The sequence below is a fragment of the Streptomyces sp. NPDC037271 genome (genome assembly GCF_055603605.1).
On the sequence record NZ_JBVJVN010000001.1, the window covers coordinates 653704 to 680090 of the forward strand.

At 73.5% G+C, this 26387-nt stretch carries 22 protein-coding genes; 14 read left to right on the plus strand and 8 right to left on the minus strand.

Going from position 1 to position 26387, the window contains the following annotated elements:
• Positions 1–154: 154 nt before the first annotated feature.
• Positions 155–784 carry an alpha/beta fold hydrolase gene (locus tag ACZ7G3_RS03055; protein WP_470922981.1) on the minus strand — a complete coding sequence of 210 codons (630 nt, stop codon included), beginning with the start codon at positions 782–784 and terminating at the stop codon, positions 155–157.
• 301 nt (positions 785–1085) lie between these two features.
• Between ACZ7G3_RS03055 and ACZ7G3_RS03060 the strand changes: the two genes are divergently transcribed.
• Positions 1086–1523, plus strand: a complete 438-nt coding sequence (locus ACZ7G3_RS03060; protein WP_470922982.1) for a DUF6059 family protein — start codon at positions 1086–1088, stop codon at positions 1521–1523.
• Between the two features lie 11 nt (positions 1524–1534).
• On the opposite strand, the gene ACZ7G3_RS03065 is transcribed toward ACZ7G3_RS03060, so the two are convergent.
• On the minus strand, positions 1535–2788 hold the full coding sequence (locus ACZ7G3_RS03065) for a sensor histidine kinase (RefSeq protein WP_470922983.1): 1254 nt from the start codon (positions 2786–2788) through the stop codon (positions 1535–1537).
• A 610-nt stretch (positions 2789–3398) separates the two neighbouring features.
• Between ACZ7G3_RS03065 and ACZ7G3_RS03070 the strand changes: the two genes are divergently transcribed.
• From ACZ7G3_RS03070 to ACZ7G3_RS03095, 6 genes are all read left to right on the plus strand, one after another.
• A complete protein-coding gene (locus ACZ7G3_RS03070; RefSeq protein WP_470922984.1) occupies positions 3399–3728 on the plus strand; it encodes a hypothetical protein in 330 nt (109 codons plus the stop codon).
• Positions 3729–3770: 42 nt separating this feature from the next.
• Positions 3771–6167 (plus strand): TOMM precursor leader peptide-binding protein, encoded by a 2397-nt coding sequence (locus ACZ7G3_RS03075; protein WP_470922985.1) that lies wholly within the window; start codon positions 3771–3773, stop codon positions 6165–6167.
• A 175-nt stretch (positions 6168–6342) separates the two neighbouring features.
• Positions 6343–6948, plus strand: coding sequence for a response regulator transcription factor (locus tag ACZ7G3_RS03080; protein WP_426603940.1), 606 nt, complete (start codon positions 6343–6345; stop codon positions 6946–6948).
• A gap of 151 nt (positions 6949–7099) precedes the next feature.
• Complete coding sequence (locus tag ACZ7G3_RS03085; RefSeq protein ID WP_470922986.1) at positions 7100–7882, plus strand: AfsR/SARP family transcriptional regulator; 783 nt, start codon at positions 7100–7102, stop codon at positions 7880–7882.
• 320 nt (positions 7883–8202) lie between these two features.
• Positions 8203–9870, plus strand: a complete 1668-nt coding sequence (locus tag ACZ7G3_RS03090) for an acyl-CoA carboxylase subunit beta (RefSeq protein WP_470922987.1) — start codon at positions 8203–8205, stop codon at positions 9868–9870.
• Positions 9867–10166 (plus strand): acyl-CoA carboxylase epsilon subunit, encoded by a 300-nt coding sequence (locus ACZ7G3_RS03095; RefSeq protein WP_470922988.1) that lies wholly within the window; start codon positions 9867–9869, stop codon positions 10164–10166. The genes ACZ7G3_RS03090 and ACZ7G3_RS03095 overlap by 4 nt, the downstream gene beginning before the upstream one ends.
• 365 nt (positions 10167–10531) lie before the next feature.
• Here the strand turns inward: ACZ7G3_RS03095 and ACZ7G3_RS03100 are convergent, their stop codons facing one another.
• Positions 10532–11596, minus strand: a complete 1065-nt coding sequence (locus ACZ7G3_RS03100) for an acyltransferase domain-containing protein (protein ID WP_470922989.1) — start codon at positions 11594–11596, stop codon at positions 10532–10534.
• 463 nt (positions 11597–12059) lie between these two features.
• Between ACZ7G3_RS03100 and ACZ7G3_RS03105 the strand changes: the two genes are divergently transcribed.
• The 6 genes from ACZ7G3_RS03105 (at position 12060) to ACZ7G3_RS03130 (ending at position 18724) form a co-directional block, all read left to right on the plus strand.
• Positions 12060–13307 carry a DUF4190 domain-containing protein gene (locus tag ACZ7G3_RS03105; protein ID WP_470922990.1) on the plus strand — a complete coding sequence of 416 codons (1248 nt, stop codon included), beginning with the start codon at positions 12060–12062 and terminating at the stop codon, positions 13305–13307.
• 146 nt (positions 13308–13453) lie between these two features.
• Positions 13454–14206 (plus strand): GntR family transcriptional regulator, encoded by a 753-nt coding sequence (locus tag ACZ7G3_RS03110; protein ID WP_426601398.1) that lies wholly within the window; start codon positions 13454–13456, stop codon positions 14204–14206.
• Positions 14207–14579: 373 nt separating this feature from the next.
• Positions 14580–14771 carry an SPOR domain-containing protein gene (locus ACZ7G3_RS03115; RefSeq protein ID WP_426601397.1) on the plus strand — a complete coding sequence of 64 codons (192 nt, stop codon included), beginning with the start codon at positions 14580–14582 and terminating at the stop codon, positions 14769–14771.
• Between the two features lie 46 nt (positions 14772–14817).
• The gene (locus ACZ7G3_RS03120) at positions 14818–15240 is read left to right on the plus strand and encodes a (deoxy)nucleoside triphosphate pyrophosphohydrolase (RefSeq protein ID WP_470922991.1); all 423 of its coding nucleotides are present in this window, start codon (positions 14818–14820) and stop codon (positions 15238–15240) included.
• 80 nt (positions 15241–15320) lie between these two features.
• Positions 15321–15800, plus strand: coding sequence for an ATP-binding protein (locus ACZ7G3_RS03125; RefSeq protein WP_470922992.1), 480 nt, complete (start codon positions 15321–15323; stop codon positions 15798–15800).
• A gap of 272 nt (positions 15801–16072) precedes the next feature.
• Positions 16073–18724, plus strand: coding sequence for a SpoIIE family protein phosphatase (locus ACZ7G3_RS03130; protein ID WP_470922993.1), 2652 nt, complete (start codon positions 16073–16075; stop codon positions 18722–18724).
• A gap of 14 nt (positions 18725–18738) precedes the next feature.
• On the opposite strand, the gene ACZ7G3_RS03135 is transcribed toward ACZ7G3_RS03130, so the two are convergent.
• The 5 genes from ACZ7G3_RS03135 to ACZ7G3_RS03155 all read right to left on the minus strand — a co-directional run bounded on the left by ACZ7G3_RS03135 (position 18739) and on the right by ACZ7G3_RS03155 (position 23362).
• Positions 18739–18864, minus strand: coding sequence for a hypothetical protein (locus ACZ7G3_RS03135; protein ID WP_470922994.1), 126 nt, complete (start codon positions 18862–18864; stop codon positions 18739–18741).
• Between the two features lie 572 nt (positions 18865–19436).
• Complete coding sequence (locus ACZ7G3_RS03140) at positions 19437–20207, minus strand: succinate dehydrogenase/fumarate reductase iron-sulfur subunit (protein ID WP_470922995.1); 771 nt, start codon at positions 20205–20207, stop codon at positions 19437–19439.
• Positions 20204–22186 carry a fumarate reductase/succinate dehydrogenase flavoprotein subunit gene (locus ACZ7G3_RS03145; RefSeq protein WP_470922996.1) on the minus strand — a complete coding sequence of 661 codons (1983 nt, stop codon included), beginning with the start codon at positions 22184–22186 and terminating at the stop codon, positions 20204–20206. The genes ACZ7G3_RS03140 and ACZ7G3_RS03145 overlap by 4 nt, the downstream gene beginning before the upstream one ends.
• Positions 22186–23022 (minus strand): hypothetical protein, encoded by an 837-nt coding sequence (locus ACZ7G3_RS03150; RefSeq protein WP_470922997.1) that lies wholly within the window; start codon positions 23020–23022, stop codon positions 22186–22188. The genes ACZ7G3_RS03145 and ACZ7G3_RS03150 overlap by 1 nt, the downstream gene beginning before the upstream one ends.
• Before the next feature lie 49 nt (positions 23023–23071).
• Entirely contained in the window at positions 23072–23362 is a 291-nt protein-coding gene (locus tag ACZ7G3_RS03155) for a hypothetical protein (RefSeq protein ID WP_470922998.1), read from the minus strand.
• A gap of 326 nt (positions 23363–23688) precedes the next feature.
• Here ACZ7G3_RS03155 and ACZ7G3_RS03160 point away from each other — a divergent pair, with 326 nt between their 5' ends.
• A complete protein-coding gene (locus ACZ7G3_RS03160) occupies positions 23689–26046 on the plus strand; it encodes an ABC transporter family substrate-binding protein (RefSeq protein WP_470922999.1) in 2358 nt (785 codons plus the stop codon).
• Positions 26047–26387 lie beyond the last annotated feature (341 nt).

A 26387-nucleotide genomic window follows, 5' to 3' on the forward strand; every position in this document is an offset into this window, starting at 1 on the left:
CGGTGGCGGACGGGCCCGCGGGGAGGGCAGGGCAGGGGCGGAGCCGGAGGGACCTCGGTGGGCAGGAGGGGCTGGGGGAGCCGGGCGGGCAGGTGACGGAATCGCAGGTGACGGACGCGCTGTCCGCTGCCGGAGGCGGGTTCGACCGGGGCGGTCAGCGGTGCCAGGGCCGCCGCCGTGGCGGCGTCACCCCGTCCACCAGCCAGCGCCGTACCGCGCGGCCCGACGGCGCGGTGCCGCCCCCGGCCGGGAAGGCGCGGAACTCGCTGTGCGCCAGGGCGAGTCTCAGCAGGGCCAGGTCCTGCGGCGGGGTGAGCGGGTCATCGGCCGCGTAGGCGACGCGCACCAGCCCGTTCAGCGCGTAGAGCGTCTCCGGGCGCAGCGCCAGAGCGCCGAGCGCCTCGGGCAGCAGGTCGCGGCGACCGGCCCCGGTCATCCGTACGAGGGAGTCCAGATCGTCCTTCGGAAGGGACAGCAGCAGCTCCGGTTCGTCGAACAGCCGGGCCACCGGCGCGCCGACGAGCTGGACGACCCGGATCCGGTCGTCCCGGGCGGCGCTGTCCAGCGCGAGCCGCCCGCCGAGGCCGAAGCCGATCACATGGACGTGCTCGGTCACCGCGTCCCGGGCGCGGTCGTCGATGAGCCGGGAGAGCGACGCCTCGAAGTGGCCCGGGCGCAACGGCGCCGGGGCCGGCACGGTGGCGACCACGGCGTGTCCGCGGCGCACCAGCCGGGTCAGCAACGGTACGTACCGGTGCGGTCCGCCGAGGCTTCCCGTGATCACGACGGCCAAGGGCCTCGGTCGCCGGCGGTCCAGCCCCCCGCTCCACCACACCGGCCTCTCGCCTGCCATCAGACCCCGGCCACGTGACCGGTAACAGGGCTGGTCATCACTTACTCCTCCCACGGCGGCACGACGGCCCGCGGATCCCGGAAAAACGGCACGAGTGTCCCCGCGGCGGCTCGAGGGCCGCTGAAGCCGGAGGCGGGGGGAGGGCGGCCTCCGCGTCGAGCCCGGTTCGAGCCGGACGTGAGCGCACCGGGGAACGCTCACGGGAGGGGGCGGCCGGCAGAAGGAGACGGGTGTGGGACGCAGACGAGGCGGTGTGGTGGTGCGCCGGGCGGTGAGCGCCGTGACGGCGGTCTACCGGGCGCTGGTCGTCCACGGAGCGTGCTGGGTGCCGCTCCCGGCGGAGGAGTTGCGGCGGTTCCTGGACGGCGGGTACGCGGGTGCCGGGATGGACGGCCAGGACGCGGGTGCCGGACACCGCGGCCGGTACGCGGATGCCGGACAGGCCGGCGACGACGGCGTACCGTCCGACGGGCACCCGCACCCGGACCCGGACTCGCACCCGGACCCGAACTCGTACCCGCCCTCGCAGCCGAACCCGCACCGGGCCGGGCGGTCCGCGCGCGGCGTGCGGTTGACGGGACCCGGACCCGGGCATCCGGAACGGTTGCGGCGGGACATCCCGCTCACCGCCCTGGAGCGGCGGCTGCGGCGGGAGCTGGACGCGCGTTGAGCGGGGACCGGTCAGACGGTCAGCCGGGGGTAGGCCTCCCGGGGGTCCGCCGCGTCCGCGACCGGCACCGCGTCCGCCGGCACCTGGACGACCAGCCGGAAGACCCCCGCCTCGTCGTCCCGGCCGGGCCCCACTCGCAGTCCGCCCCCGACGGAGGCGACCCGGGCGGCCAGGTTGCCGAGCCCCGTGCCGCTGGACGCGGTGCTCGCCGGCATCGAACTGCCCGCGCCGACACCGTCGTTGACCATCTCCAGCTCGACGAGCGTGTCCTTCTCGTCCATCGACGTGGTGATCGAGCAGGTGCTGGACTGGCTGTGCCGCAGCATGTTGGTCACGCCCTCGCGCAGCACCGTGGCCAGGATGGTGTTGGCGGTGGACGACAGGCCGGTGACGGACACGTCGATACGGGCGTCTATGCCGGCCGCCTTCAGGACCGAGCGGGCCGACTCCGCCTCCACCAGCAGCGACATGTCCCGGTAGCCGCGCGCCACTTCGCGCACGTCGGCCAGCGCCTGCCGGGCGATGGTGAGCACCTCGGCGACCTCGTCCCGGGCCCGCTGCGGGTTGGTGTCGATCAGCCGGGCGATCAGCTCGTTCTTCAGCGTGATGGAGGAGAGGCTGTAGCCGAGCAGGTCGTGCAGGTCGCGGGCGAACCTCAGCCGTTCCCGGGCGACCGCCATGCGGGCCAGCTCGTCACGGGACGCGTGGATGGCGGCCGCCAGTGAGGCGAGCCGGGCCACCGCGAACAGGACCAGCCCGGTGAGCGCCGTCGACACACCCATGTACGCGACGTTCACGGCGCCGAGCGACTGGAGTGCCGAGATCACCACGACGGCGGCCGTGGTCAGGCCGAACAGGGCCCAGCCGGTGCCCCGCGGCAGCAGGAGCAGCAACGATCCGGCGAGGAAGCCGGCCATGCCGCCCCACTGCCAGCCGAAGGCGACGAGCGGGGTGAAGGTCAGCACCGCCTGCAGCACGAGGCTCCACGGCAGCACGCGGGTGCGCAGGGCCGCCATGTGCGGGGCGGAGTGGAGGTACTGCAGGGCGGCGAGTACCGGAGGTACTCCCACGCACGTCATGAGTTCCGCGCCTCCGGGAGCGGAGTCCAGCACGTTCACCAACTGCATGAGCAGGTAACCCGCGAAGACCACGACGACCAGGACCGAGGCGATGGCCGGACTCGGGGCCGCGGAACTGACCGTGGACAGGTCCGGCGCGGCGGGACTGGTTCGCTTCGGCGGAACTCTGCGTCTGCGTTCGGCCATCTGCGACACCAGACCTCCAGTCGTCCTGGATCCCCGAACCGGCGTCCGAATCATAACGGAGGTGTGCATCCTGTGGAGGATTCACACAGGGCTTCCGGGAAGATGCCTGCTTTCCGGCAAAAGGTCCCGCTCGCCGGTCCGGTTGACGCGGGAATATGGCGACCAGTGAGGAATTCACATCCCCACACATGAGCCGCTAACTGGCTCGGGGCCAGCGGGATTGCGTTAACTCATGCCCAGCACAGAGGCGCAGCACCTTCACAGCACCGATCGCACAGACCGGTCGCACAGACCGGTCGCACAGCACCGGTCGCACCAGACCGGTCGTACAGCACCGATCGCGCAGCACTGATCGCAGCACCGATCGCAAGGACAGTCCGGCGCCCCGCACGGCCCGGCGCGGAGGCAGCAGTTCCGGCCACCGCGTCCAGGGCCCCCGCTCCGCGGCGCCGCCCATGCGGTCGTCGGCACTCCGTACGACGCCTGGCTCACCGGCCCGCGGTACGACCGCGCCGGCGCGCAACAGCCGGGACGCAGCGCACAGCACGTCCTCTGCAGTACTGACGACATCCGGCGCCCGTGCGCGCCGTGCGAACCCAAGGGAGTCACCATGAACCAGTCCGTTTTCGCCGACCGGCAGTTCGACTCGTTCCTCGGCACCCCTGACGACGAGCTCCGGTTCGCCGAGCTGATGACCCACGCGTTCCTCGACCCGGAGACCGCCGGCCGCTACGCCGACGCCCCGTCCGCGGTCCTGGCCGAGTTCGGACTCGCGGTCGGTGCCGACACCCGGACGCCGGCCCTGCCGCGGCCCGCCGGGGAGGGCGTCGTGCGCGAGGACTACTCCGGACTGGGGGACGCGGGCGTGTGCCTGCTGACGCTGTGCATCGCCGACACGGAGTACGGCACGGTCGCCGGAACGGCCGCCGCGACCCGCTGAACCCGCTGAACCACACGACGACAGGGGGAGAGAGCATTGCGAGTGGGGTTCAGAAGACACGTACGCGCCGAGGTCGTCCCGGGCGAGGGGACGTACGTCGTGTCCGAACGGGGCATCGTCGCCTTCGAGGACGATCGGGTGGAGGTGATCGCTCCGCTGCTGGACGGCACGAGGGACTTCCGCACGCTGGTCGCCGACGCGGCACCCCGGTGTTCCGCGCTGGACGTGGCGATGGCCATCGGCAGGCTGAGCGAGGCAGAACTGATCAGCGGCGTCCCCGGGCCACCGAGGGGCGGACCGGCCTCCGGACCGGCCTCCGGACCGGCCGGCGGGTCCGGCGGGGAACCGGCCGCGGCGGACACCGGCCCGAGTTCGAGTCCGAGCGTGAAACCCAGTACGAGCACGAGCACGGGCCTGAGACCCGGCACGGCCCCGAGTCCAAGCCCGATCCCGAACCCGTCCCCACCCCCCGCCGCGCCCCGCCTGCCGTATCCCGCCGAGCCGGCCCCGGCCGAGGGTGCCGCCGAGGCCTACTGGGAACTGGCGGGAGCGCCCGGACCGTCGAGCTCTCTCGCGGTACGGGTCGAGGTGCTGGGCGACGCCGACGCGCGGGCCGTCGCCCGGGCGTGCGCCGCCTCCGGCCTGACCGTGACCGACGACGTCGCGGACGCCGCTCTGACCCTGGTCGTCTGCGACGACTACCTCGATCCGGCGCTGCGTGCGCTGGACGAGCGGCAGCGTGCGGCAGGCCGCCCCTGGCTGCTGGCCAAGCCGCACGGGACCACCCCCTGGGTCGGCCCCGTCTTCCGGCCCGGCACGTCGGCCTGCTGGCAGTGCCTGGCCCACCGGATGGCCGGACACCGCGCCACCGAGGCCCATCTGCGGGCCCGCCTCGGCCGCTCCGTGCCGCACCCGCCGGCCGAGACCTCCGCGAGCCTCATGATCGGCCACCAGCTGGCCGTCGCCGAGGGCCTGAAGTGGCTGGCCGGCCACCGCTACCCGGGCCAGGACGGCGTGCTGACCTTCGACACCATCGACTTCACCAGCCGGCTGCACCCGCTGCGCGCACGACCGCAGTGCCCGGGCTGCGGCGACCCCACGCTGGTGGCCCGCCGGGTACTCCGCCCGGTGACGCCGGTCCCCCGGCCGAAGGCCGAGCGCACCGGCAACGGGCACCGGGCCGTCACCGCGGAACAGACCCTGCGCACCTACGAGCACCTGATCAGCCCGATCACCGGAGTGGTCAAGGCGGTCGAACGCGATCCGCGCGGTCCCGCCGAGTTCAACTCCTTCCGCGCCGGACACAACCACGCACGCGGCGCCCACGGGCTGACCGGCGCCGCCTCCCGGCTGCGCGGCGAGAGCGGCGGCAAGGGGATGACCGAACTCGACGCCCGGGTCAGCGCGCTGTGCGAGTCCCTGGAGCGGCACTCGGGCACCTTCCAGGGCGGGGAACCCGTCGTACGGGCGAGCTGGCACCAGGTGGCGGACCGCGCCGTGCACCCCTCCGACTGCCTGCTCCACCACCCGCGCCAGGGGGTCGCCCCCTTCGACGAGGACGCCCCCGCGGACTGGACGCCCGTGTGGTCCCTGACCCGCGGCGAGCAGCGCCTGCTGCCCACGGCCCTGCTGTACTACGACGCGCCGCGCACCCCCGGGCTCGGCTGTGTGCGGGCGGACTCCAACGGCAACGCGGCAGGCGCCAGCCTGGAGGACGCCGTCGTCCAGGGCTTCCTGGAACTCGTGGAGCGCGACGCGGTCGCCCTGTGGTGGTACAACCGCACCCGGCAGCCAGGCGTCGACCTCGACTCCTTCGAGGAGCCCTGGATCGACCGGATCCGTACCGTGCACGCCGCGCTGGGGCGTGAGGTGTGGGCGCTCGACGTCACCTCCGACTTCGGGATCCCCGCCTTCGCGGCGGTCACCCGGCGCGTCGGCGGTGCCACCGAGGACGTCCTGTTCGGCTTCGGCGCCCACTTCGACCCGTCCGTGGCGCTGTGCCGCGCGCTGGCGGAGATGAACCAGATGATGCCGGCCGTCGTCGGCGCCGGGCCCGGGGGAACCGGCTACGGGTGCCCGGACGAGCGGCTGACCGCATGGTGGCGCACCGCGACCGTGGCAGGGCACCCCTATCTGCTGCCGGACCCCGCCACCCCGCCCCGCACCCGGGCCGGCTACCGCTACACGCCCCGCGCCGATCTGCTGGACGACGTCACGGCCATCCGCGCGGCCGTCGCCGAGCGGGGCATGGAACTGCTCGTACTCGACCAGACCCGGCCGGACATCGGCCTCCCGGTGGTCAAGACGATCGTGCCCGGCATGCGGCACTTCTGGGCCAGGTTCGCGCCCGGCCGGCTGTACGACGTCCCCGTCGCGCTCGGCCGGCTCGCCGAGCCGACACCGTACGAGCGGCTCAATCCGGTGCCCATGTTCTTGTAGACGCGCCGGGCAAATGACCCATGCCGCCCGGTATGTCCCGCCACTTGTTCAAAATCGCGGCAATACCGGGAACCCGACTGTCCACGAGCCCCTCTCGTCGTCGGCTCCGGCACGTACTGTGTCTTCCGGCCAACTCGTGCGGGGGTGCGGGCGGTCGGGAGGGGGACGCGAGCTCGTGATCAGGATCCTGATTGCGGAAGACATGCGCATGCTGCGGCGGGCACTGGTGGAACTCATCTCCATGCAGCCCGACATCGAGGTCGTCGCCGAACTGGAGTCGGGCGCGGACATCGTCCGCGAGGCGGAGGCCCGCAAGCCGGACGTGGCCGTCCTGGACATCGAACTCCCGGTCCTGGACGGCCTGTCCGCGGCCCAGGAGATGCACGAACGCGGCCTGGGTACCCAGGTGCTGATCCTCACCAGTCTCGGCCGGCCCAACCACCTGCGCCGGGCCCTGGACGCGAACGTCCGGGGGTTCATGCTCAAGGACGCCGGACCGGACCGGCTGGCCGACGCCATCCGTGCCGTCGCCAGAGGGGACCGGGTCTTCGACCCGCAGCTGACGCTCGCCGCCCTCGACCACGTGGAGTGCCCGCTCACACCGCGCGAGTCGGACGTGCTGCGGCTCGCCGCGTCCGGTGACGACGTCGGCGACATCGCCAAGAACCTGCACCTGTCCGTGGGCACGGTGCGCAACTACCTGACGACGGTCGTCTACAAGCTCGGCGCCCGCAACCGCGTCGACGCGATCCGCATCGCCCGCTCGTCGGGCTGGCTGTGAGCACCGCCGGGTGAATCCCTCACGGTGCGGCCGTGACGGATTCACCCGTGATCCGGGTTCCGCTCACTGGTCCGCCGCGCGCGCCGCGTGCGACGGTCGGTACGCCAGGGGACCACCGGTCCACGGGGCGACCGTCCAGGGAGGGACACCCTTGAAGCTCACCGTGCTGGGCCCGTTCTCCGCCGCCATCGACGGTGTTCCGATCGTCCCCACGGCGGCCAAGCCGCGCCAGATACTCGCCCTGCTGGCGGTGCAGGCCGGTCAGGTCGTCACCGTCCCCTCCGTCATCGAGGAGGTCTGGGGCGCCGCCGCCTCCCCGAAGGCCCACGTCAGCGTGCAGACGTACGTCCTGCGGCTGCGTACGTTCATCGGCCGCGCCCTGGGCGACCCGGCCGCGGCCCGGGAGGTGCTGGTGACCCGGCCGGGCGGTTACGCGCTGCTGACCGGGCCCGACACCGTGGACGCGCACGTGTACGACCGGCTGTGCGCCGAGGCGCAGACCGCGGTGGAGCGGGGCGACGACGCCCGCGGGGCCCGGCTGTTCCGGACGGCTCTGGAGCTGTGGCACGGCGAGGCCTTCGCCGGCGTCCGCACGGGCGCCGTGCTGGGCCTGGAGGCCATGCGGCTGGAACAGAGCCGGACCGGCGTACTGGAACGCCGCATCGCCGCGGAGCTGCGGCTCGGCGCCCACGAGCGGCTGCTGCCCGAACTGGCCTCCCTCACCACCGGCCACCCGCACCACGAGGCCCTGCAGGCGCTGTACATGACGGCGCTGGACCGCTCCGGCCGCCCGGGGGGCGCCCTCGCCGTCTACGACGTCCTGTGCCACCGCCTCGACGAACGGTTCGGCCTGCTGCCCTCGCTGGAACTGCGCCGCCTGGCGGACGACGTACGCGCCCGGGCGACGGCGTCCGCGACGGCCGCCCGCGTATAGGGCGCCCCCTGGGTCCCCCCGGGTCCCCCCGGGTCCCCCTGGGTCCCCCCGGGTCCCCCGGGTCCCCCGGGTCCCCCGGGTCCCCCGGGTCCCCCGGGTCCCCCGGGTCCCCCGGGTCCCCCGGGTCCCCCGGGCGCCCCGGGGCGTGTCTCCAGCCCGCCCCTAACGTCCCTCCAGCGGCCCCCTGTGTGCTGAGTGCTGCCGGTCCCGCGCGGTGGGAGCGCTCGGCCCCGTGCACGCGACACACCCACCGGGAGACCGGCCGGTGCAGGACCGCGGACGACCCGCGGAGAACCGCCGACAGGAAGGTGAGCGGGGACATGAGCGTCTACGAGGTGGACCGGCCCACGACCGTTCCGGCCCCGGTGCCGGTGTCCGCGCCCGGTCCGGCCCCAGCGGCAGCCGCCGGCGCCGGCGCCGGCGTCGGGCAGGGACCGCCCGGCCTGCGTGAACTGACCGACAGGCTGGCCGCGTTGAAGGCACTCGCCGCCGCCGGGCCGGGGGAGGCGGCCACGCAGGCCCAGCACCGGCGCGGCAGACTGACCGTCAGGGAGCGACTGGAACTGCTCTTCGACGAGGGAACGTTCCGCGAGATCGAGGCCCTGCGCCGGCACCGGGCCACGGGGTTCGGACTGGAGGACCGCAGGCCCCACACCGACGGCGTGGTGACCGGCTGGGGCCTGGTGGAGGGACGGCGGGTCTTCGCGTACGCCCATGACTTCCGGATCTTCGGCGGCGCCCTCGGCGAGGCCCACGCGCAGAAGATCCACAAGGTGATGGACCTGGCCGAGACGGCGGGCGCACCCCTGGTGAGCCTCAACGACGGTGCCGGCGCCCGCATCCAGGAGGGCATCTCCGCCCTCGCCGGGTACGGCGGGATCTTCCAGCGCAACGTCCGCTCCTCCGGCGTCGTCCCGCAGATCAGCGTCATGCTCGGCCCGTGCGCCGGCGGAGCCGCGTACTCGCCCTCGCTCACCGACTTCGTGTTCATGGTGCGTGCCACCTCGCAGATGTTCGTGACCGGCCCGGACGTGGTGCGGGCCGTGACCGGGGAGGAGGTGACCCACGAGGAACTGGGCGGCGCCGAGGTGCACGCGGCCCGCTCCGGCGTCGCCGCGTTCGTCCACGACGACGAGGAGAGCTGCCTCGCCGAGGTACGCCACCTGCTGTCGCTGCTGCCGTCCAACAACCGCGAACTCCCCCCGGAGACGGAGCCCGGCGACCCCGTGGACCGGCGCTGCGAGGCACTGCTCGACCTGGTGCCCGCGGAGCCCCGCCGCAGCTACGACATCCGTCCGGTCGTCGCGGAGATCGTCGACGACGGCGACTTCACCGAGGTGCACGAGCTGTGGGCGCCCAACGTGGTCTGCGCACTGGCCCGCCTCGGCGGCCAGACCGTGGGCGTCGTGGCGAACCAGCCGTCGGTGTCCGCCGGCGTGCTCGACATCGACGCCTCCCAGAAGGCCGCCCGGTTCGTGCAGTTCTGCGACGCGTTCAGCATCCCGCTGGTCACCCTCGTCGACGTCCCCGGGTTCCTGCCGGGCGTGGGCCAGGAGCACGACGGCATCATCCGGCACGGCGCGAAGCTGCTGTACGCCTACTGCAACGCCACCGTGCCCCGCCTCCAGGTGATCCTGCGCAAGGCGTACGGCGGCGCGTACATCGTGCTCGACTCCCGCTCCATCGGCTGCGACCTGTCCTTCGCCTGGCCCGGCAACGAGATCGCCGTCATGGGCGCCGAAGGCGCCGCGGGCGTGGTCTTCCGCAAGCGGATAGCCGCCGCCGACGATCCGGAGGCGACCCGGGCGCGCCTCATCGAGGAGTACCGCGCCGAACTCATGCACCCCTACTACGCCGCCGAACGCGGCCTCGTGGACGACGTCATCGACCCCGCCGACACCCGCAGGGTGCTCATCGACGCGCTCGTCATGCTGCGCGCGAAGCACCGTGCGGGCCCGGCCCGCAAGCATGGGAACCAGCCACAATGACCTCACGGACGACCACTTCCACGCCCGCGCCGACGGCCCCACGGGCCGCCCTGATGCCCTTCCCGCTCCCCCCGGCCGTCGAGGCCGCCGACGCCTCGGCCGCCGCGCAGCTCCCGACGCCGCTGCTGGTCTTCCGGGGGGATCCGACCCCGGACGAGATCGCCGCGGTCACCACCGCCATCCTGGCGGTCCTGCCCCGCCGCGCCCCCACGCCCACGGGTGCGGCCCCCCGCCCCCGCCGGGCCCGCTGGACCCCGTCCGAGGCACCGACGGCGTCCTGGCAACGGGCGGGCTAGAAGCCGGCCCCGGCCCGTACGGCCACCTCGGTAACCGTGCTCCGGGCCGTACGGCCACCTCGGTAACCGTGCTCCGGGCCGTACGGCCACCTCGGTAACCGTGCTCCGGGCCGTACGGCCACCTCAGTACCCGTTCCCCGGGCCGTACGGCCCCCTCAGAACCCGTTCCCCGGGCCGTAAGGCCCCCAGAACCCGTGCCCCGGTCGACATCCCCCGCGACCGGGGCACGATCACGCCCCCCGCGCGAGCCCGCCGTGCCGGTGCCCGCGCGTCCGGGCGAGGCGGCCGGCCCGGCGGCCTCGCCCGGACGCGTCGCACCTGTGCCGGGCGGACCGCGCTCACGGCGGCACCCGGGCGGCCCCGGGTCAGCGCGCGGCGTGGCCGGCCCCGGCACGGGCGGCGGCGGGGACCCGGGCGGGGTCGGCGGCCGGCAGGAGCCGGCGGGCGGCCTCGGCCAGCTGGGCGCGGTCGTGTTCCGCACCCGCCCGCGCCGCGGAGAGCGGCACGACCGCGGCACCGCCCCGGGTGACGGCGGGGTGGCGGCGGGCGATCGCCGACAGCCCCTGGCCGGGTCCGGCCTCCACCAGCAGGAACGGTCCGGGTCCCAGCGGGCCGCCCGTACCGAGGAGATGACCGAGCGCCGCGCCGAAGTGCACCGGCCGGGAGGGCTGCATGGCCCAGAACCGCGGGTCGCGCACGAGGGGTTCGCCCAGCTCCCGCCCGGTGTACCCGGACACCACCGGGGTGTGCGGCAGGCGCAGGGAGATCCGCCGGTAGGCGGGTACGGTCGCCGCGCAGGCGTCCGCCACCGAGGGGCTGTGGAACCCGGTGGTGGCCTTGGCCGGCATCCAGGGCGTGCCGTCCTCGGTGAGCCGGTCGGTGACCTCGCCCAGGTCCGGGTCGGGGCCGGCCAGCATGACCTGGGTGGGCGCGTTCACGGCGGCCACCACGACCCGGGGGGTGAGCCGCCCGGCGACCTGGGCAGCGCTCGCCGCCACCGCGACCATGCCGCCGGGCGGCGCCCCGGCCAGGGACTCCACTCGCGCGGCGAGTACGTCCACGGCGTCGTCCAGGCTCATGATCCCGGCGAGCACGGCGGCCGCGTACTCACCGGCGCTGTGCCCCAGGTACGCGGCCGGCCGCACCCCCCACGAGGCGAGCAGCGTGCCCAGTGCCACGTCCAGGCCGAACAGCAGGGGCTGCGCGCGCCGCACGTCGTCCAGCGGGACGGCCGGATTGTCGCCGAGCCAGTCCGCCCTGACCCGGGCACCCTCCTCGCCGAGCCGCCCGAGGACCTCGTCCAGCACCCGGGTGAACACCGGCTCGGTTCCATACAGCCCGCGCAGCATGCCCGGGTACTGCGAGCCCTGGCCCGGCAGCAGCACGACCACCGGGGGGCCGGCGGACTCCCGTTCCGTGTCGGCGCTCACCGGACCTCGCCCCCGCGGGTCTCCACGGTCGCCGGGGTCGCTGCGTCGGTGGCTGTCATCGCCATAGGTCCCTTCTCTCTGCGGAGTGCGCGGTGCGGAGCGCGCCGATGACGGAGCGCTCCGCCCAGGAGGGTCGCGGCAGCGGATAGCGCTGAGGTGGAGAAGCCCTGGAGAACCGGCCCCGGCGGCGGGCTGCTGTCCGTTGCCCGTCCCGTTGCCCGTCCCGTTCAGCAACCGCTGCCGGGCTCGCGGTACGGCTCCGGGTCGGTGACCCGGCCCGCCGCGAGGACCAGGCGCGAGTGCCGGTGCACGGCGAGAAAGCGTCCGTCACCCGCATACCGCCCCCGTCCGACGCGCGCTTAGCATGCGCTCTGTGACCGGCCGGCCGCCCGTCGGGCCCGGCCCCGAACCCCCAGTCCCGCGGCGCGTTCGCGTCATCGCCCGAAACAGGAGCACGGTACACGTGTCCACACCGCCGCCGCCCGACTCCCAAGGGCCCCATCCCCAGGGCCAGTTCTCGCCGGGTCGGCACCCGCAGGGGTCGTACCAGCCGCAAGGGCCGTACCAGCCGCAAGGGCCGTACCACGGGCCGTACCCGCACCAGGGGCCGTACCCGCCGCACCAGCCCTACCCGGGCGCCTGGGGGCAGCCCTTCGGGACCCACCCCCGGCAGCCACCCGTCAACGGTGTCGCCATAGCCGCGTTCGTGCTGGGCGTGTTCTGCTTGGTGCCGGCGGTCGGGCTCGTGCTGGGGCTGATCGCGCTGGCCCGGATCAGGAAGCGGGGCGAGCGGGGCAAGGGGTTCGCCGTGGCCGGTTCCGTGCTGTCCTCCGTGGGGCTGGCCCTGTGGGTGATGTTCCTCTCCACGGGCGCCGCCGGCGACTTCTGGGACGGCTTGCGGGACGCCGCGAGGGGCGGGGGCACGGCGCACGCGCTCTCGACGGGCCAGTGCTTCACCACCCCCAGCGGTTCCCTGCAGGGGGTGACGTACGACATCGACGAGGTGCCCTGCGAGGAGGAGCACGACGGCGAGGTGTTCGCCTCCTTCGAGCTGCCGCGCGGAGCCTTCCCCGGCGAGGGGGAGGTCGCCCGCGCCGCCGACGAGCGGTGCTACGCCCTCCAGGACACCTACGCCATGGACCGGTGGGCCCTGCCGACCGACGTGGACGTGTACCACCTGACACCGACCTCGCAGAGCTGGCGCACGGGCGACCGGGAGATCACCTGCCTGTTCGGGAACACGGACGAGCGGGGCACGCTGACCGGTTCGCTGCGCAACGACGCCACGCGGCTCGACCCGGACCAGCACGCCTACCTGGCGGCGGAGCTCCAGCTCAACCTCGCCATGGACGAGATGCCCGTGGCGGAGACCGTCGAGGAGGACCTCGCGGCATACCGGTCCTGGGCGGCGCGGATGTCGACGGCGCTCGACCGGGAGACCGGGATGCTGCGCGGGCACAGCTGGCCCGCCGCCGCCGAGCGGCCGGTCGCCGGCCTGGTCGCGGATCTGGAGGCGGCACAGCGGGAATGGGACCGGGCGGCCGAGGCCGCCGACGCCGACACGTACTACGAGCACCTCGACAACGGCTTCGGACTCGTCGAGGCCGAGTCGACGGTCACCGCCCGCAAGGCTCTGGGGCTGGACACGACCCCGCCGGTGTACGAGGAGGACGGCGGCGGTGCCGGGGAGGCGCCCGGCCGGGAGGTGTGACGACGGCCGTGGAGGGGAGAAAACGCCTGCGTAAAGCCTTCCCACACATAAGTCATCACATTGAGTGATTCTCTGGCCTTTGCTTGCCTGGCACAACCTGCGGTTGCCACGCTGTCGCTGTCTGTACAACCTGATGGGAGCGGCCAGTGACTTTCGGTGAGCAGCCGGCTTATCTGCGTGTCGCGGGCGATCTCCGCAAGAAGATCACCGACGGCCTGCTGCCGCCCCACACCCGCCTCCCGTCCCAGGCGCGGATCCGCGAGGAGTACGGCGTCTCGGACACCGTCGCCCTGGAGGCGCGCAAGGTGCTGATGGCCGAGGGGCTGGTCGAGGGCCGCTCCGGCTCCGGGACGTACGTCCGCGAACGGCCCGTGCCCCGGCGCATCGCCCGCTCCGGCTTCCGGCCGGCCGGCGGCGCCACCCCCTTCCGGCAGGAGCAGGCCGACGGCGAGGTGCGCGGCACGTGGGAGTCGCGCAGTGAGCAGGCCGAGGCGAGCGGCGCCGTCGCCGAGCGGCTCGGGATCAAGCCCGGGGACCGTGTGATGTGCACGCGGTACGTCTTCCGGGAGGGCGGCGAGGCCATGATGCTCTCCACCTCCTGGGAGCCGCTGGACCTCACCGGCCGCACACCGGTGATGCTGCCGGAGGAGGGGCCGCTCGGCGGCATGGGTGTCGTGGAGCGGATGGCCGCCATCGACGTCGTCGTCGACAACGTCACCGAGGAGGTCGGCGCCCGCCCCGGCCTCGCCGAGGAACTGCTCGCCCTGGGCGGCGTCCCGGGGCACGTGGTCCTGGACATCCAGCGCACGTTCTACGCCTCGGGGCGGGCGGTCGAGACCGCCGACGTGGTCGTCCCCGCCGACCGGTACCGGGCGGCGTACCACCTGCCCGTCAAGTAGCGGCGCCGCTACGGGAGTTCATGCCTCCCCGGTGGTGTGAGATGGCGCACGCCCTCAGTGCGCCTCTCGCGCCCCTTTCCCGTGCTCGCACTGGTGCCCGCTCCCCGCGCCGTCGTGCGCGCGGGCATCGGAATCCGGTCGTTCCCGCAGGTCGCCCCCATGCTCCCGGCATGCCTCCGACCAGAAGCACCGGCCTGCGGAGGCGGCGCGTTCCGCATCGTGCGCCCCTGCCGTTCTGGCTGGTTGCGTACCTCTTTGTGCAAAGCCGTGTTCGCTGCGTAAAGGTTAGGCGTAGGCTCCGGCATATGCGGACTGGGGTTTCCTTGGCGGGCGGGGCACGGCGCGGGCCGTGGACGGGAAGTGGAGGGGCGCGATGAACGACGGCACGGTCACTCTTCCCTGGCTGGTCTTCCGGCAGGACGACAACGGCAATCGCTACCGAGTGGGCAGGTACGCGACCCGGGCCGAGGCCCAGCGGATCGCGGACACCCTCGACGGGCGCGGCCACAAGCAGCTCTACTGGATCGAGAAGCTCGGCGCGAACGGAACCGGCGCGGCGGACTGACCGCACCGGCGGGGCCGGCCGGCGCCACCCGCGTAGGCTCCGGCGCATGACGGAACGGATCGTGGTGGGTGCCGCACTGGTCGACGGCGGGCGCCTGCTCGCCGCGCGCCGCAGCGCACCGGCCGAACTGGCCGGACGGTGGGAGCTGCCCGGCGGCAAGGTGGAGGCGGGCGAGACGCCCGAGGCGGCCCTCGTGCGCGAACTGCGCGAGGAGCTGGGCGTGACGGCCGAACCCGGTGGGCGCGTCCCGGGGCAGTGGCCGCTGAGGGCCCCGTTCGTCCTGCACGTGTGGACCGCACGTCTGCTCCCCGGCTCCGCCGCCCCCGAACCCCTCGAGGACCACGACGCCCTGCGCTGGCTCGCTCCCGACGAGATCTGGGACGTGCCCTGGCTCGACCAGGACGTGCCGGCCGTCGAGCGGGCGCTCGCCCACCTGGGACTGGAGGCGACGGACGCGCGCGGCGCGTGAGCCGGACGGCGCGAGCGCCCTGTACGCCGTTGGTGCCACAGTGAGCCCTCCCTCGCGATACCCGGCCCCCCATATCGGGTATGGGCCCATTAACCCCACGAAATCGGACATGGGTGGGAGTGTCGGCCGGGGAAGTGATCGGCGTGATCGACAGCGAAGGCGGCTGTGCCGAATGGGTCTTCCCCGCGGCGCCGGACGCCGTGCGGACCGCCCGCTCCCTGGTCCGCCGCACGCTGCGCGGGTGGGGCCTCGACAGCCTCGGCGACATCGCCGCCCTGCTGGTCAGCGAGTTGGTCACCAACGCCCTCCGGCACGCGACCGGCCCCATCGGCGTCCGCATGGTGCGCCGCCCCGCCGGGCCGGACGGCGTCCTGCTGGTGGAGGTCTCCGATCCGCTCCCGGACCCGCCGCGCGAGCGCGTCGCCCGCCCCGGCGACGAGGGCGGCCGGGGCCTGCAACTGGTGGCCTCCTCCGCGAGCCGGTGGGGGACCCGGCCCGGAGAGGTGGGCAAGACGGTGTGGTTCGAACTCGCGGTACCGGAAGGACCGGGCGGCTGGTGACACGGCGTTCCCGCCGTGCTGAAATGTCCTGACATCGGGCCCCGTCCCGCCGGTCAACCGGTTCAGGCCAGTGGCAGTTGTCGAACTACGTGATTCGATGCCGTGTCCGCTGGTTAGAAGACTGGAAGTGTTGTCACGGTCCGGACCGAAAACCATCGGGACCGTGCTGTGATCGTGAACACCGTGTCGTGCGGCGCCGTAGTGCTGGATACTGCGGGCAGCCGCTCCCGGTGACCGGTGCCGGACGCGGTGAGCTGGAGGGGACGGTTCGCGTGAGCGAGATACCAGCGAGGGCCTCGGGGCCCGAGGGCCCGTCGGACGGCGCGTCCGACGGCGCGCCGTTCGGTGACGCGGTGTGGCAGAGCAGCCCGCCCGGCTCCATCTACGACTACATCAAGGTCGCGTCCTTCTCCATCGGCCCCGACGGGCTCGTCGACCAGTGGAGCCTGCGCGCGGAGCAGCTGCTCGGCATCCGGGCCGAACACGCCGTGGGCACCGACCCCATCGAGGCCTTCGTCGACCCGGACCTGCGCGAGCGGGGCCAGCGCAAGATGGCCGAGATCCTCGACGGACGGGAATGGACCGGCGTGGTCCCCTTCCGCGTGCCGGACGACGGCGCCGAAGGCGGGCACCACCGGCGCGGACAGCGCGGGCTCGCCGAGGTCTACGTCATGCCGACCCGCACGGAGGACGGGGAGAAGGCCGCCGTCTGCATCGTCGTCGACGTCCGCGTCCTGCGCAGCATCGAGACCGACCTCGCCGCCTCGCAGGCCATATTCGGCCAGTCTCCGTTCGGTTTCCTGCTCATCGACCCCGAGCTGCGGGTGCGCCGCGCCAACCAGCGGTTCGCCTCCGTCTTCGGCGGCACGCCCGACGACCACCGCGGCAAGGGCGTCCACGACTACCTGCCGCGCGCCGAGGGCGACCGGGTCTCCGCGACCCTGCGCCGGGTGCTGGAGACCGGCGAATCCATCACCGACATGCACGTCACCGGCTTCGCACCGGGCACCGAGGAACGCCGCCACTGGTCCGTCAACCTCTACCGCGTGCACAGCGGTTCCGGCCGCCCCATCGGCGTCGCCTGGCTCGGCACCGACATCACCGCCCGCCGCGAGGCCGCCCGCGAGGCCGCCGCCGCCCGGCGCAACCTCGCCCTCCTCAACGAGGCGGGCGCCCGCATCGGCAACTCCCTCGACCTGGAGACCACCGCCCGCGAACTCCTCGACGTCGTCGTCCCCGGCTTCTGCGACCTGGCCACCGTCGACCTCTACCAGGGCCTGCTGGTGGGCGACGAGACCCCGCCGGGCCTCGCCGACGGCAGCGCGGAGCTGCGCCGCGTCGCCTTCTCCAGCGCCGTCTCCGACGTGCCGTTCCACGGCACCGGCGAGCGGGTCAAGCTCGGCGCCGTCCACCACTACCCGTTCAACTCGCCCTGCGCCGACGCCCTGCGCACCGCCCGCCCACGCACCGTCCCCGCCGAGGACGGCGGCCTCGTGCAGTCCACGCTCGCCGTGCCGATGGTCGCCCACGACACGGTCGTCGGACTCGCGCAGTTCGCCCGGACCAAGGGCAGCGAACCGTTCGGGGACCGCGACCGCGACCTCGCCGTGGAACTGGCCGCGCGGGCCGCCGTCTGCATCGACAACGCCCGCCTCTACCGGCGCGAGCACGAGCGCGCGCTGATACTGCAGCGCTCCCTGCTCCCGCCCGGCGACCCCGAGGCATCCGGCCTCGACATCGCCTGCCGCTACCTGCCCGGCAACGCGGCCACCGGCCGGCCCAGCGAGGTCGGCGGCGACTGGTTCGACGTCATCCAGTTGCCCGGACACCGCACCGCGTTGGTCGTCGGCGACGTCATGGGCCGCGGCCTGCGCGCCGCCGTCGCGATGGGCGAGCTCCGCACGGCCGTCCGCACCCTGGCCGGGCTCGACATCGAACCGGCCGAGGTGCTCTCCCAGCTGGACGAGATCGCCCGCGGCCTCGGCGCCCCCGGAGGCGTCCAGCAGGCGACCCGGGCCGCCCGCCGCCCCCGCGAGGCGGACCTCTCCGAGGTCTACCTGGCGACCTGCGTCTACGCCGTCTACGACGCGGTGACCAGGCGCTGCACCTTCGCCAACGCGGGCCACCTGCCCCCCGTACTGGTCGAGCCCGGCGAGCCCGCGCTGATGCTGGACGTGCCGCCGGGCCTGCCGCTCGGCGTCGGCGGGGAGCCCTTCGAGGAGGTGGAGGTCGAGCTGCCCGAAGGCTCCCTGCTCGCCCTCTACACGGACGGCCTGGTCGAAAGCCGCGACCACCCCCTCGACGAGGGCCTCCACGCCTTCGTGGGGGCGCTCACCGACCCGCCCGCCCCGTCGCCCGGCCGCCCCTCCGCGACGACCGCGCCGCGCGCCGGCACCGACCGGGACCTGGAGGACGTCTGCGACCAGGTCCTCAGCACCCTCGACAGCCACCACGCCGAGGACGACATCGCCCTGCTGATGGCCCGCGTCCAGGGCCTGCCCAGCGAGTCCGTCGGCGACTGGACCCTGCCGCGCGAGCCGCGCAGCGTCGGCCGGGCCCGCGAGCTGGCCCGCGCCCGGCTGCTCGACTGGGACCTGGAACCGCTGGTCGACACGACGGAACTCCTCGTCAGCGAACTGGTCACCAACGCCCTGAGGTACGGCGAGGGCGAGATCAGACTCCGCCTCCTGCTCGACCGCACCCTGGTCTGCGAGGTCTGGGACTCCGGTCTGGTCCAGCCCCGCCGGCGCCGCGCCCGCGACACCGACGAGGGCGGCCGCGGCCTGCAACTGGTGGGCCTGCTCAGCGCCGCCTGGGGCTCGCGCCGTACGCCGCGCGGCAAGACGGTCTGGTTCGAACTGCCCCTGCCGGGCGCCGACACCCAGCTGACGGACCCCGCGGAGGCCCTGCTCAGCCTGTTCTGACGGGCGCCCCGGCGTCACCTTCCGGGGCGGGCCGGTGTCGTACGGGTCCGGGCCCGCCGGACCCGGCGCATCCGGCCGTATCCGGCCAGCAGCAGGGCCGCCCCCGCGGTGACCAGGGGCGGCACCAGATCGGCGGACATCACGGCGCCGCGCTCCCGACCGCAACCGGAACACCGGTTCGAGTCGTCCGCGCCGGCAACACCGGCAACACCGGCCACGCCCGGTCCCGGCTGACGCATGGCATCACCTTCGGAGCCTACGAGCACGAACGAGCCACCGCGACCGGGGACGGTCGACAGGGAGGGGAACGCCGTGGACCACACGGAGCCGCACACGGACCCGGACACGGACCCGACATCCACGGACACGACGACCACCGGCCCGCCGGCCGCCGACGGCGGGGACACCCCACCGGGACGGCGGATGGACGGGAAACGCCGACTGGAACGAGGCCCGGAACATCCTGCACCTGTACCGGACCGGCCACGTCTTCGTGGAGGTCCCGGCCGCCGGAAGAGGCGGTCGCAGGGCGGGCAGGACCGTCCGTCGCCGTCGCCGTCGCCGTCGCCGTCGCCGTCACCGCCGCCGTCCGCGGCGTCCGCCTCGGCCTCTCCCGGACGGACGCCGACCGGGAGCTCTTCGGTGTCGCCCCGTACATCGACTTCGGGGCGACGGAGACGAACCGGAAGGAGTACCGGGAGGGCTGGGTCCGCTAGGACGACCGGCGCCTGATCTTCGACCCCAGCCACACCAGCGGGTCGTACTTGCGGTCCACGGCCCGTTCCTTCAACGGGATCAGCGCGTTGTCGGTGATCCTGATGCCTTCGGGGCAGACCTCGGTGCAGCACTTGGTGATGTTGCAGTAGCCGAGGCCGTGCTCGTCCTGGGCCGTGCGACCGCGGTCCAGGCCGGTGTCGCCGGCCGCGTCCAGCGGGTGCATGTCCAGTTCGGCGACGCGCATCAGGAACCGCGGGCCCGCGAAGGCCTGCTTGTTCTCCTCGTGGTCACGGACGACATGGCAGGTGTCCTGGCACAGGAAGCACTCGATGCACTTGCGGAACTCCTGCGAGCGGTCCACGTCCTCCTGCGTCATCCGGTACTCGCCGGGGCCGAGGTCGGAGGGCGGGACGAAGGCCGGGATCTCGCGCGCCTTGGTGTAGTTGAAGCCGACGTCCGTCACCAGGTCGCGGATGACCGGGAAGGCCCGCAGGGGCGTGACGGTGATCGTCTCCTCGCGGGTGAAGACGGACATCCGGGTCATGCACAGCAGCCGCGGACGCCCGTTGATCTCCGCCGAGCACGAACCGCACTTGCCCGCCTTGCAGTTCCAGCGCACGGCGAGATCGGGCGCCTGGGTGGCCTGGAGGCGGTGGATGATGTCGAGGACCACCTCGCCGTCGTTCACCTCGACACGGAAGTCCTCCAGCCCACCGCCCTCCACGTCGCCCCGCCACACCCTGAAGCAGGCCTCGTAGCCGCTCATTCGGAAAGCTCCTCTTCCGCGAGGTACTTGGCCAGCTCGTCCTTCTCGAAGAGGGCGAGCAGGTCGGGACGGACGGGCTCGGTCCGCTCGCGGGTGAGCGCGATCCGGCCGCGCGCCGGGTCGGTGGCCGCGAGGCTCCCCGTGGGATCGGTCAGGGCGCACAGCAGGTTGACGCCGCGCCAGGCGCGGTCCATCGCCGCGTGGTCCTCGCGGGTGTGTCCGCCGCGCGATTCGGTGCGCTCCAGAGCCGACCGCGCCACGCACTCGCTGACCAGCAGCATGTTGCGCAGGTCCAGGGCGAGGTGCCAGCCCGGGTTGAACTGCCGGTGCCCCTCCACGCCGGCCCGGCGGGCCCGTAGCCGCAGCTCCGCGAGCTTCTCCAGGGCCTGTTTCATCTCCGGTTCGCGGCGGATGATGCCGACCAGGTCGTTCATCGTCTGCTGGAGCTCCTGGTGGAGGGTGTACGGGTTCTCCGGCGGGCCGTCGGCGGGCTGCCCGTCCTCCGCCTCGGCGGAGAACGGCCGCAGCGCCTCCGCGGCGGCGGCGTCGACCTGCGCGTCGTCCACCCGGGGCCGCGCTCCGGACCCCCGCTCCGCCGCGTACTCGGCGGCGTGCCAGCCCGCCCGCCGGCCGAACACCAGCAGGTCGGACAGCGAGTTGCCGCCGAGCCGGTTGGAGCCGTGCATGCCCCCGGCCACCTCACCGGCCGCGAACAGCCCCGGTACCCGCCGCGCGGCGGCCGTGTCGGAGTCGACGGCGATGCCGCCCATCACGTAGTGGCAGGTGGGCCCGACCTCCATCGGCTCGGCCGTGATGTCGACGTCGGCCAGCTCCTTGAACTGGTGGTACATGGACGGCAGCCGGCGCTTGATCGCCTCGGCGGGCATCCGGGTCGAGACGTCGAGGAAGACACCGCCGTGCGGGGAGCCCCGGCCCTCCTTCACCTCGGCGTTGATCGCGCGCGCGACCTCGTCCCGGGGGAGGAGTTCGGGCGGCCGCCGGTTGTGGTCCGGGTCGTCGTACCAGCGGTCGGCCTCCTCCTCCGTCACCGCGTACTTGTCCTTGAAGACGTCGGGCACGTAGTCGAACATGAACCGCTTGCCGTCCGAGTTCCTGAGCACCCCGCCGTCGCCGCGCACCGACTCGGTGACGAGGATGCCCTTCACCGACGGGGGCCAGACCATGCCCGTCGGGTGGAACTGCACGAACTCCATGTTCAGCAGCGGCGCCCCGGCCAGCAGCGCCAGGGCGTGGCCGTCCCCGGTGTACTCCCACGAGTTCGACGTCACCTTGAAGGACTTGCCGATGCCGCCGGTGGCGATCACCACCGAGGGCGCCTCCAGGACGAAGAACCGGCCGGTCTCCCGCTCGTAGCCGAAGACACCGGAGACCTTCCCCCGGCCTTCGGCCGGGGGGACCCCCGCCTCGCTGCGCTCGCCCTCCTTGAGCACCCGGGTGACCGTGCACTCCTGGAAGACCCTGAGGCGGGACTCGTAGTCGCCGGTCTCCGCGAAGTCCTCCTGCTGGAGCGAGACGATCTTCTGCTGGAGGGTGCGGATCAGCTCCAGGCCCGTGCGGTCGCCGACGTGCGCGAGGCGCGGGTACTCGTGGCCGCCGAAGTTGCGCTGGGAGATCCGGCCGTCCTGCGTACGGTCGAACAGCGCGCCCCACGTTTCCAGCTCCCACACCCGCTGCGGGGCCTCCTGGGCGTGCAGTTCGGCCATCCGCCACTGGTTGAGGAACTTCCCGCCGCGCATGGTGTCGCGGAAGTGGACCTGCCAGTTGTCGCCGGAGTTGGCGTTGCCCATGGCGGCCGCGATGCCGCCCTCGGCCATCACGGTGTGCGCCTTGCCGAACAGCGACTTGCAGATCACGGCCGTACGGGCGCCCCGCTCGCGGGCCTCGATCGCGGCGCGCAGCCCGGCGCCGCCCGCGCCCACCACGACGACGTCCCATTCCTGCCGGTCGACCACGGACATCAGAAGAACCTCGGATCGTCGAAGGCACCGGAAGCGACGAGATAGACGTAGAAGTCGGCGAGCGCCACGCTCACCAGCGACGCCCAGGCGAGCTGCATGTGCCGGGCGTTGAGCCTGCCGACCAGCTGCCACGCCCGGTAGCGCACGGGGTGCCGGGAGAAGTGCTTGAGCTTGCCGCCGACGATGTGCCGACAGGAGTGGCAGGAGAGGGTGTACGCCCAGATCAGCGCGATGTTGGCGAGGAAGACCAGGGTGCCCAGCCCCATGTGGCCCCAGCCGTAGTCCTCGTCGCGGAAGGCGAGCACGGTGTCGTAGGTGAGGATGAGCGCGACCAGGAGCGCGGCGTAGAAGAAGTACCGGTGGAGGTTCTGCAGGATGAGCGGGAAGCGGGTCTCGCCGGTGTACTTCTTGTGCGGCTCGGCCACCGCGCAGGCCGGCGGGGACGCCCAGAAGGCCCGGTAGTAGGCCTTGCGGTAGTAGTAGCAGGTCAGGCGGAAGCCGAGTGGGAAGATCAGGATGATGATCGCGGGGGAGATGCCCCACCAGCTGCCGAACAGCTCCCAGTTCGGCCCGCCGCGCATCGGCTCGCAGTTCTCCGCCAGACAGGGGGAGTAGAAGGGCGAGACGTAGGGCGCCGCGTAGTAGTCCGTGTTGGCGAAGGCCCGCCAGGTCGAGTAGACGACGAAGGCCAGCAGGCCGGCGGCGGTGGCGGCCGGCGCCAGCCACCAGCGGTCGGTGCGCAGGTGCGGGGCGCGGATGGCGGCGCGCGTCGGGGTGTGGACACCGGCGCCTCGGGGGTGGGGTTCGGTGGCTGGTCGTTCCGTACCAGTGGCCACTGGGCGACTCCGGTCGGTCGGGTCGGGGTGGAGGGCCTGTTCCGAGGCCTCAGGGGGCGCGGCGGTCGCGGGCGCCGAGTCCCTCGTCGTCCGAGTCCGTCCACAGGGAGCCGTCGTACGGCGTGTCGGGGATCGTGACGAGGTCCGGACGCGCGGGCGCGTCGGGTATGGTCGCCGCCGCCCGCAGCAGCGCGACGCTCTCGCGCAGATGGTCGGCGTCGGTGCGGATCCGACGGACGTCCAGGCCGCCGCCGCCCAGTCGCTGCTCCAGCCGGGCCACCGACCGGGACAGGTCGTCGAGACTGCGTTGGATCGATGCCAGGTCGTCGTGCACGGACATGACGTGACCTCACTTCCGCCGGACACGGGACGCGACCGGCCTTGGGTGGCGACGTTCATGCGCCTGAGAGTGTCGCGCGTCACACCTGCCGCTGGGAAGGGATGTGCGGCGATTGGCCGGGGCGTGTCGGCGCATCACGAGGGTCGTTGGGCCGCACGGGTGGGCTTGCGGACCGTCGCCGCCGTGTCTCCCGGCGTCGCCGAACCGTTTCCCCTTCAGTGGGCCGCATCCCCGTCCGGATACAAATGATCAACTCCAATACCGCATATAAGGCATAAGCCGCCCAAAGTGACCATCACGCCCGCGGCCTTCCGGAGGTAGCAGAGATGTCCCACGTCGGCGTCGGACCGCGCGCGGTCATGCGCTCGGTCGCCTTCCTCACCGCGGGCGTGCTCGCGGTCCCCGCGCTGGCCGGCTGCAGCTCCGAGGACCCGTCGGGCAAGCCGCTCGCCGAGCAGGACATCGCCTCCGCGGCCCGCGCCCGGATCTCCGACGGCGGCACCCTGCGCTGGGCCGTGGACTCCGTACCGGACACGCTGAACACCTTCCAGTCCGACGCCGACGCCACCACGGCCCGCGTCGCGCAGGCCGTGCTGCCCTCGATGTACCGGATGGACGGGACCGGCCGCCCGGTGCGCGACCCGGACTACCTGGAGTCGGCGGAGGTCGTCGAGACCGAGCCCAAGCAGGTCGTCGTCTACAAGCTCAACCAGCAGGCCGTCTGGAGCGACGGCCGGGAGATCGGCGCCGCCGACTTCGCCGCCCAGTGGCGCGCCCTGTCGGGCAAGGACAGCGCCTACTGGACCGCCCGCAACGCCGGCTACGACCGCATCGAGAAGATCGAGCGCGGTGCCGGGGACCTGGAGGTCCAGGTCACCTTCAGCCGGCCCTACGCCGACTGGCAGTCCCTGTTCACGCCGCTGTACCCGAAGAGCGTCACGGGCACCCCCGACGCCTTCAACGACGGTGCGCGGCGCAAGCTGGAGATCACCGCCGGCCCCTTCGTCCCGGCCGAGGTCGACACGCAGGACGACGAGATCGTCCTCACCCGCAATCCGCGCTGGTGGGGCGACCCGCCCAAACTGAACCGGATCGTCCTGCGCGCCGTGCCGCGTGACAAGCGGATCGCCGAGCTGGTCGCCGGCAAGCTCGACCTGGCCGAGATCGACCCGGACACGGCCGAGCAGGTCGCCCTGGCCGCCGCGCCCCGCGACGCCGGCACCGGCACCCCGCTCATGGGGCCGGAGGGCACTTCGGCCGCCGGGTCGGGCGGCTCGCCGTTCCGGGCCCCGCGGGCCGGGTCCGCCGCTCAGGCGCTGCGGTCCTGGGCGGTCGCCCACGGCTCCGACGAGGAGGCCGCCGAGGAGGAGATCCTCGCCCGGGAGAAGCGGCGCGAGGCCCTGGCGAAGTTCGAACGCCGGCGGAAGGCCCTCAGCGGCTACGAGGTCCGCAAGTCGCTGGAGCCCGCCTACACCCAGCTCGCCCTGAACGGCTCCGACGGGCCCCTCGCCGACGAACGCGTCCGCCGTGCCGTGGCCCGCGCCCTGGACCGCGAGAAGCTGGCGGAGGCGGTGCTGAAGCCCCTGGGCCTGCCCGCCGAGCCCGTGGGCAGCCACCTGGCGCTGCCCGGTCAGGCCGTCTACGCGGACGGCAGCGGCGCGCTCGGCGACCAGGACGTCAAGGAGGCGCGGGCCCTCCTCGCGGACGCCGGGTGGGTGCCCGGCGGGCCGGTGAGGAAGCCCGAGGACGGCGAGGAGGCGGCCGGGGCCCAGAAGTCCGAGGACGGCGAGGGCGGCGAGGACGAGCAGCAGTCCGAGGGCGGCGACGAGGGGACGTACATCGTCGGCGAGGACAACGAGAACGACAAGGACAACGAGAACGACAAGGACAACGAGAACGACAAGGACAACGACAAGGACAACAAGGAGAACGGCGCGGAGGGCGGCGGGGACGGCAAGAACGCGGACGACGAGGAGGACGAGAAGGACGGCGGCACGGGCCGGGAGCGCGGCGAGAAGCACAGCAGCGGCAAGAACACCGCCCGGAGCGGTGCCTCCGGCGCCTACGCCCCCAAGGGCACCGCCGCCCCGGCCGGCCCGGCGGTGGCCCCGCTGGCGAAGGACGGCAAGGCGCTCACCCTGAACTTCGTGCTCCCCTCGGGCCCCGGCTCCGAGGCCCTGCGCACCGTGGCCGACCGCATCTCGGACATGCTGGAGGAGATCGGTATCGGCACCGACATCACCAAGGTCCCGGACAAGAGCTACTTCAAGGACCACATCGCCTCCGGCGAGTACGACCTCGCGCTCTACTCCTGGCCCGCCACCGCCTTCCCCGCCACCGACGCCCGCCCCATCTACGCCAAGCCCGTCCCGGCCGCCGACGGCTCCCTGAACGTCGCGCAGAACTACACCCGGGTCGGCACCGACCAGGTCGACCAGCTCTTCGACCAGGCCGTGGCCACGCTGGACCGGAAGGAGGCCCGGGGCCTGCTGCGCAAGGCGGACTCGCGGATCTGGGCGGCGGCCGGCTCCGTCCCCCTCTACCAGCGCCCCCAGCTCATGGCGGCCCGGAAGAACCTCGCCAACGCGGGCGCCTTCGGTTTCGAGACCCCGGTGCACGAGGACATGGGCTTCCTGGAGAAGGGCGCCCGGGGCTCGCGCCCGTCGACGGCGCCCTCGCCCTGACCGGTGTCCCGGCGCCGTCCTGAGCGGTGTCCGGGGCCGTCCTGAGCGGTGTCCCGGTGGTTCTGGGCGGCTGTCCGGGGCTGTCGTGGCCGGTGTCCCGGTGGTTCTGGGCGGCTGTCCGGGGCTGTCGTGGCCGGTGTCCCGGTGGTTCTGGGCGGCTGTCCGGGGCCGTCGTGGCCGGTGTCCCGGCCGTCCTGAGCGCTGACCTGGACCGTCCTGACCGGCCGTCCCGCACCCTCCTGACCTCCGCCCGGACCCGTCCTGCCCCGGTGTCCCCGGTCCGCGCGCACAGCACCTGGCAAGCCCCAGCCCCCGGGGCCCCGTACCATTGGGTGAGGCCG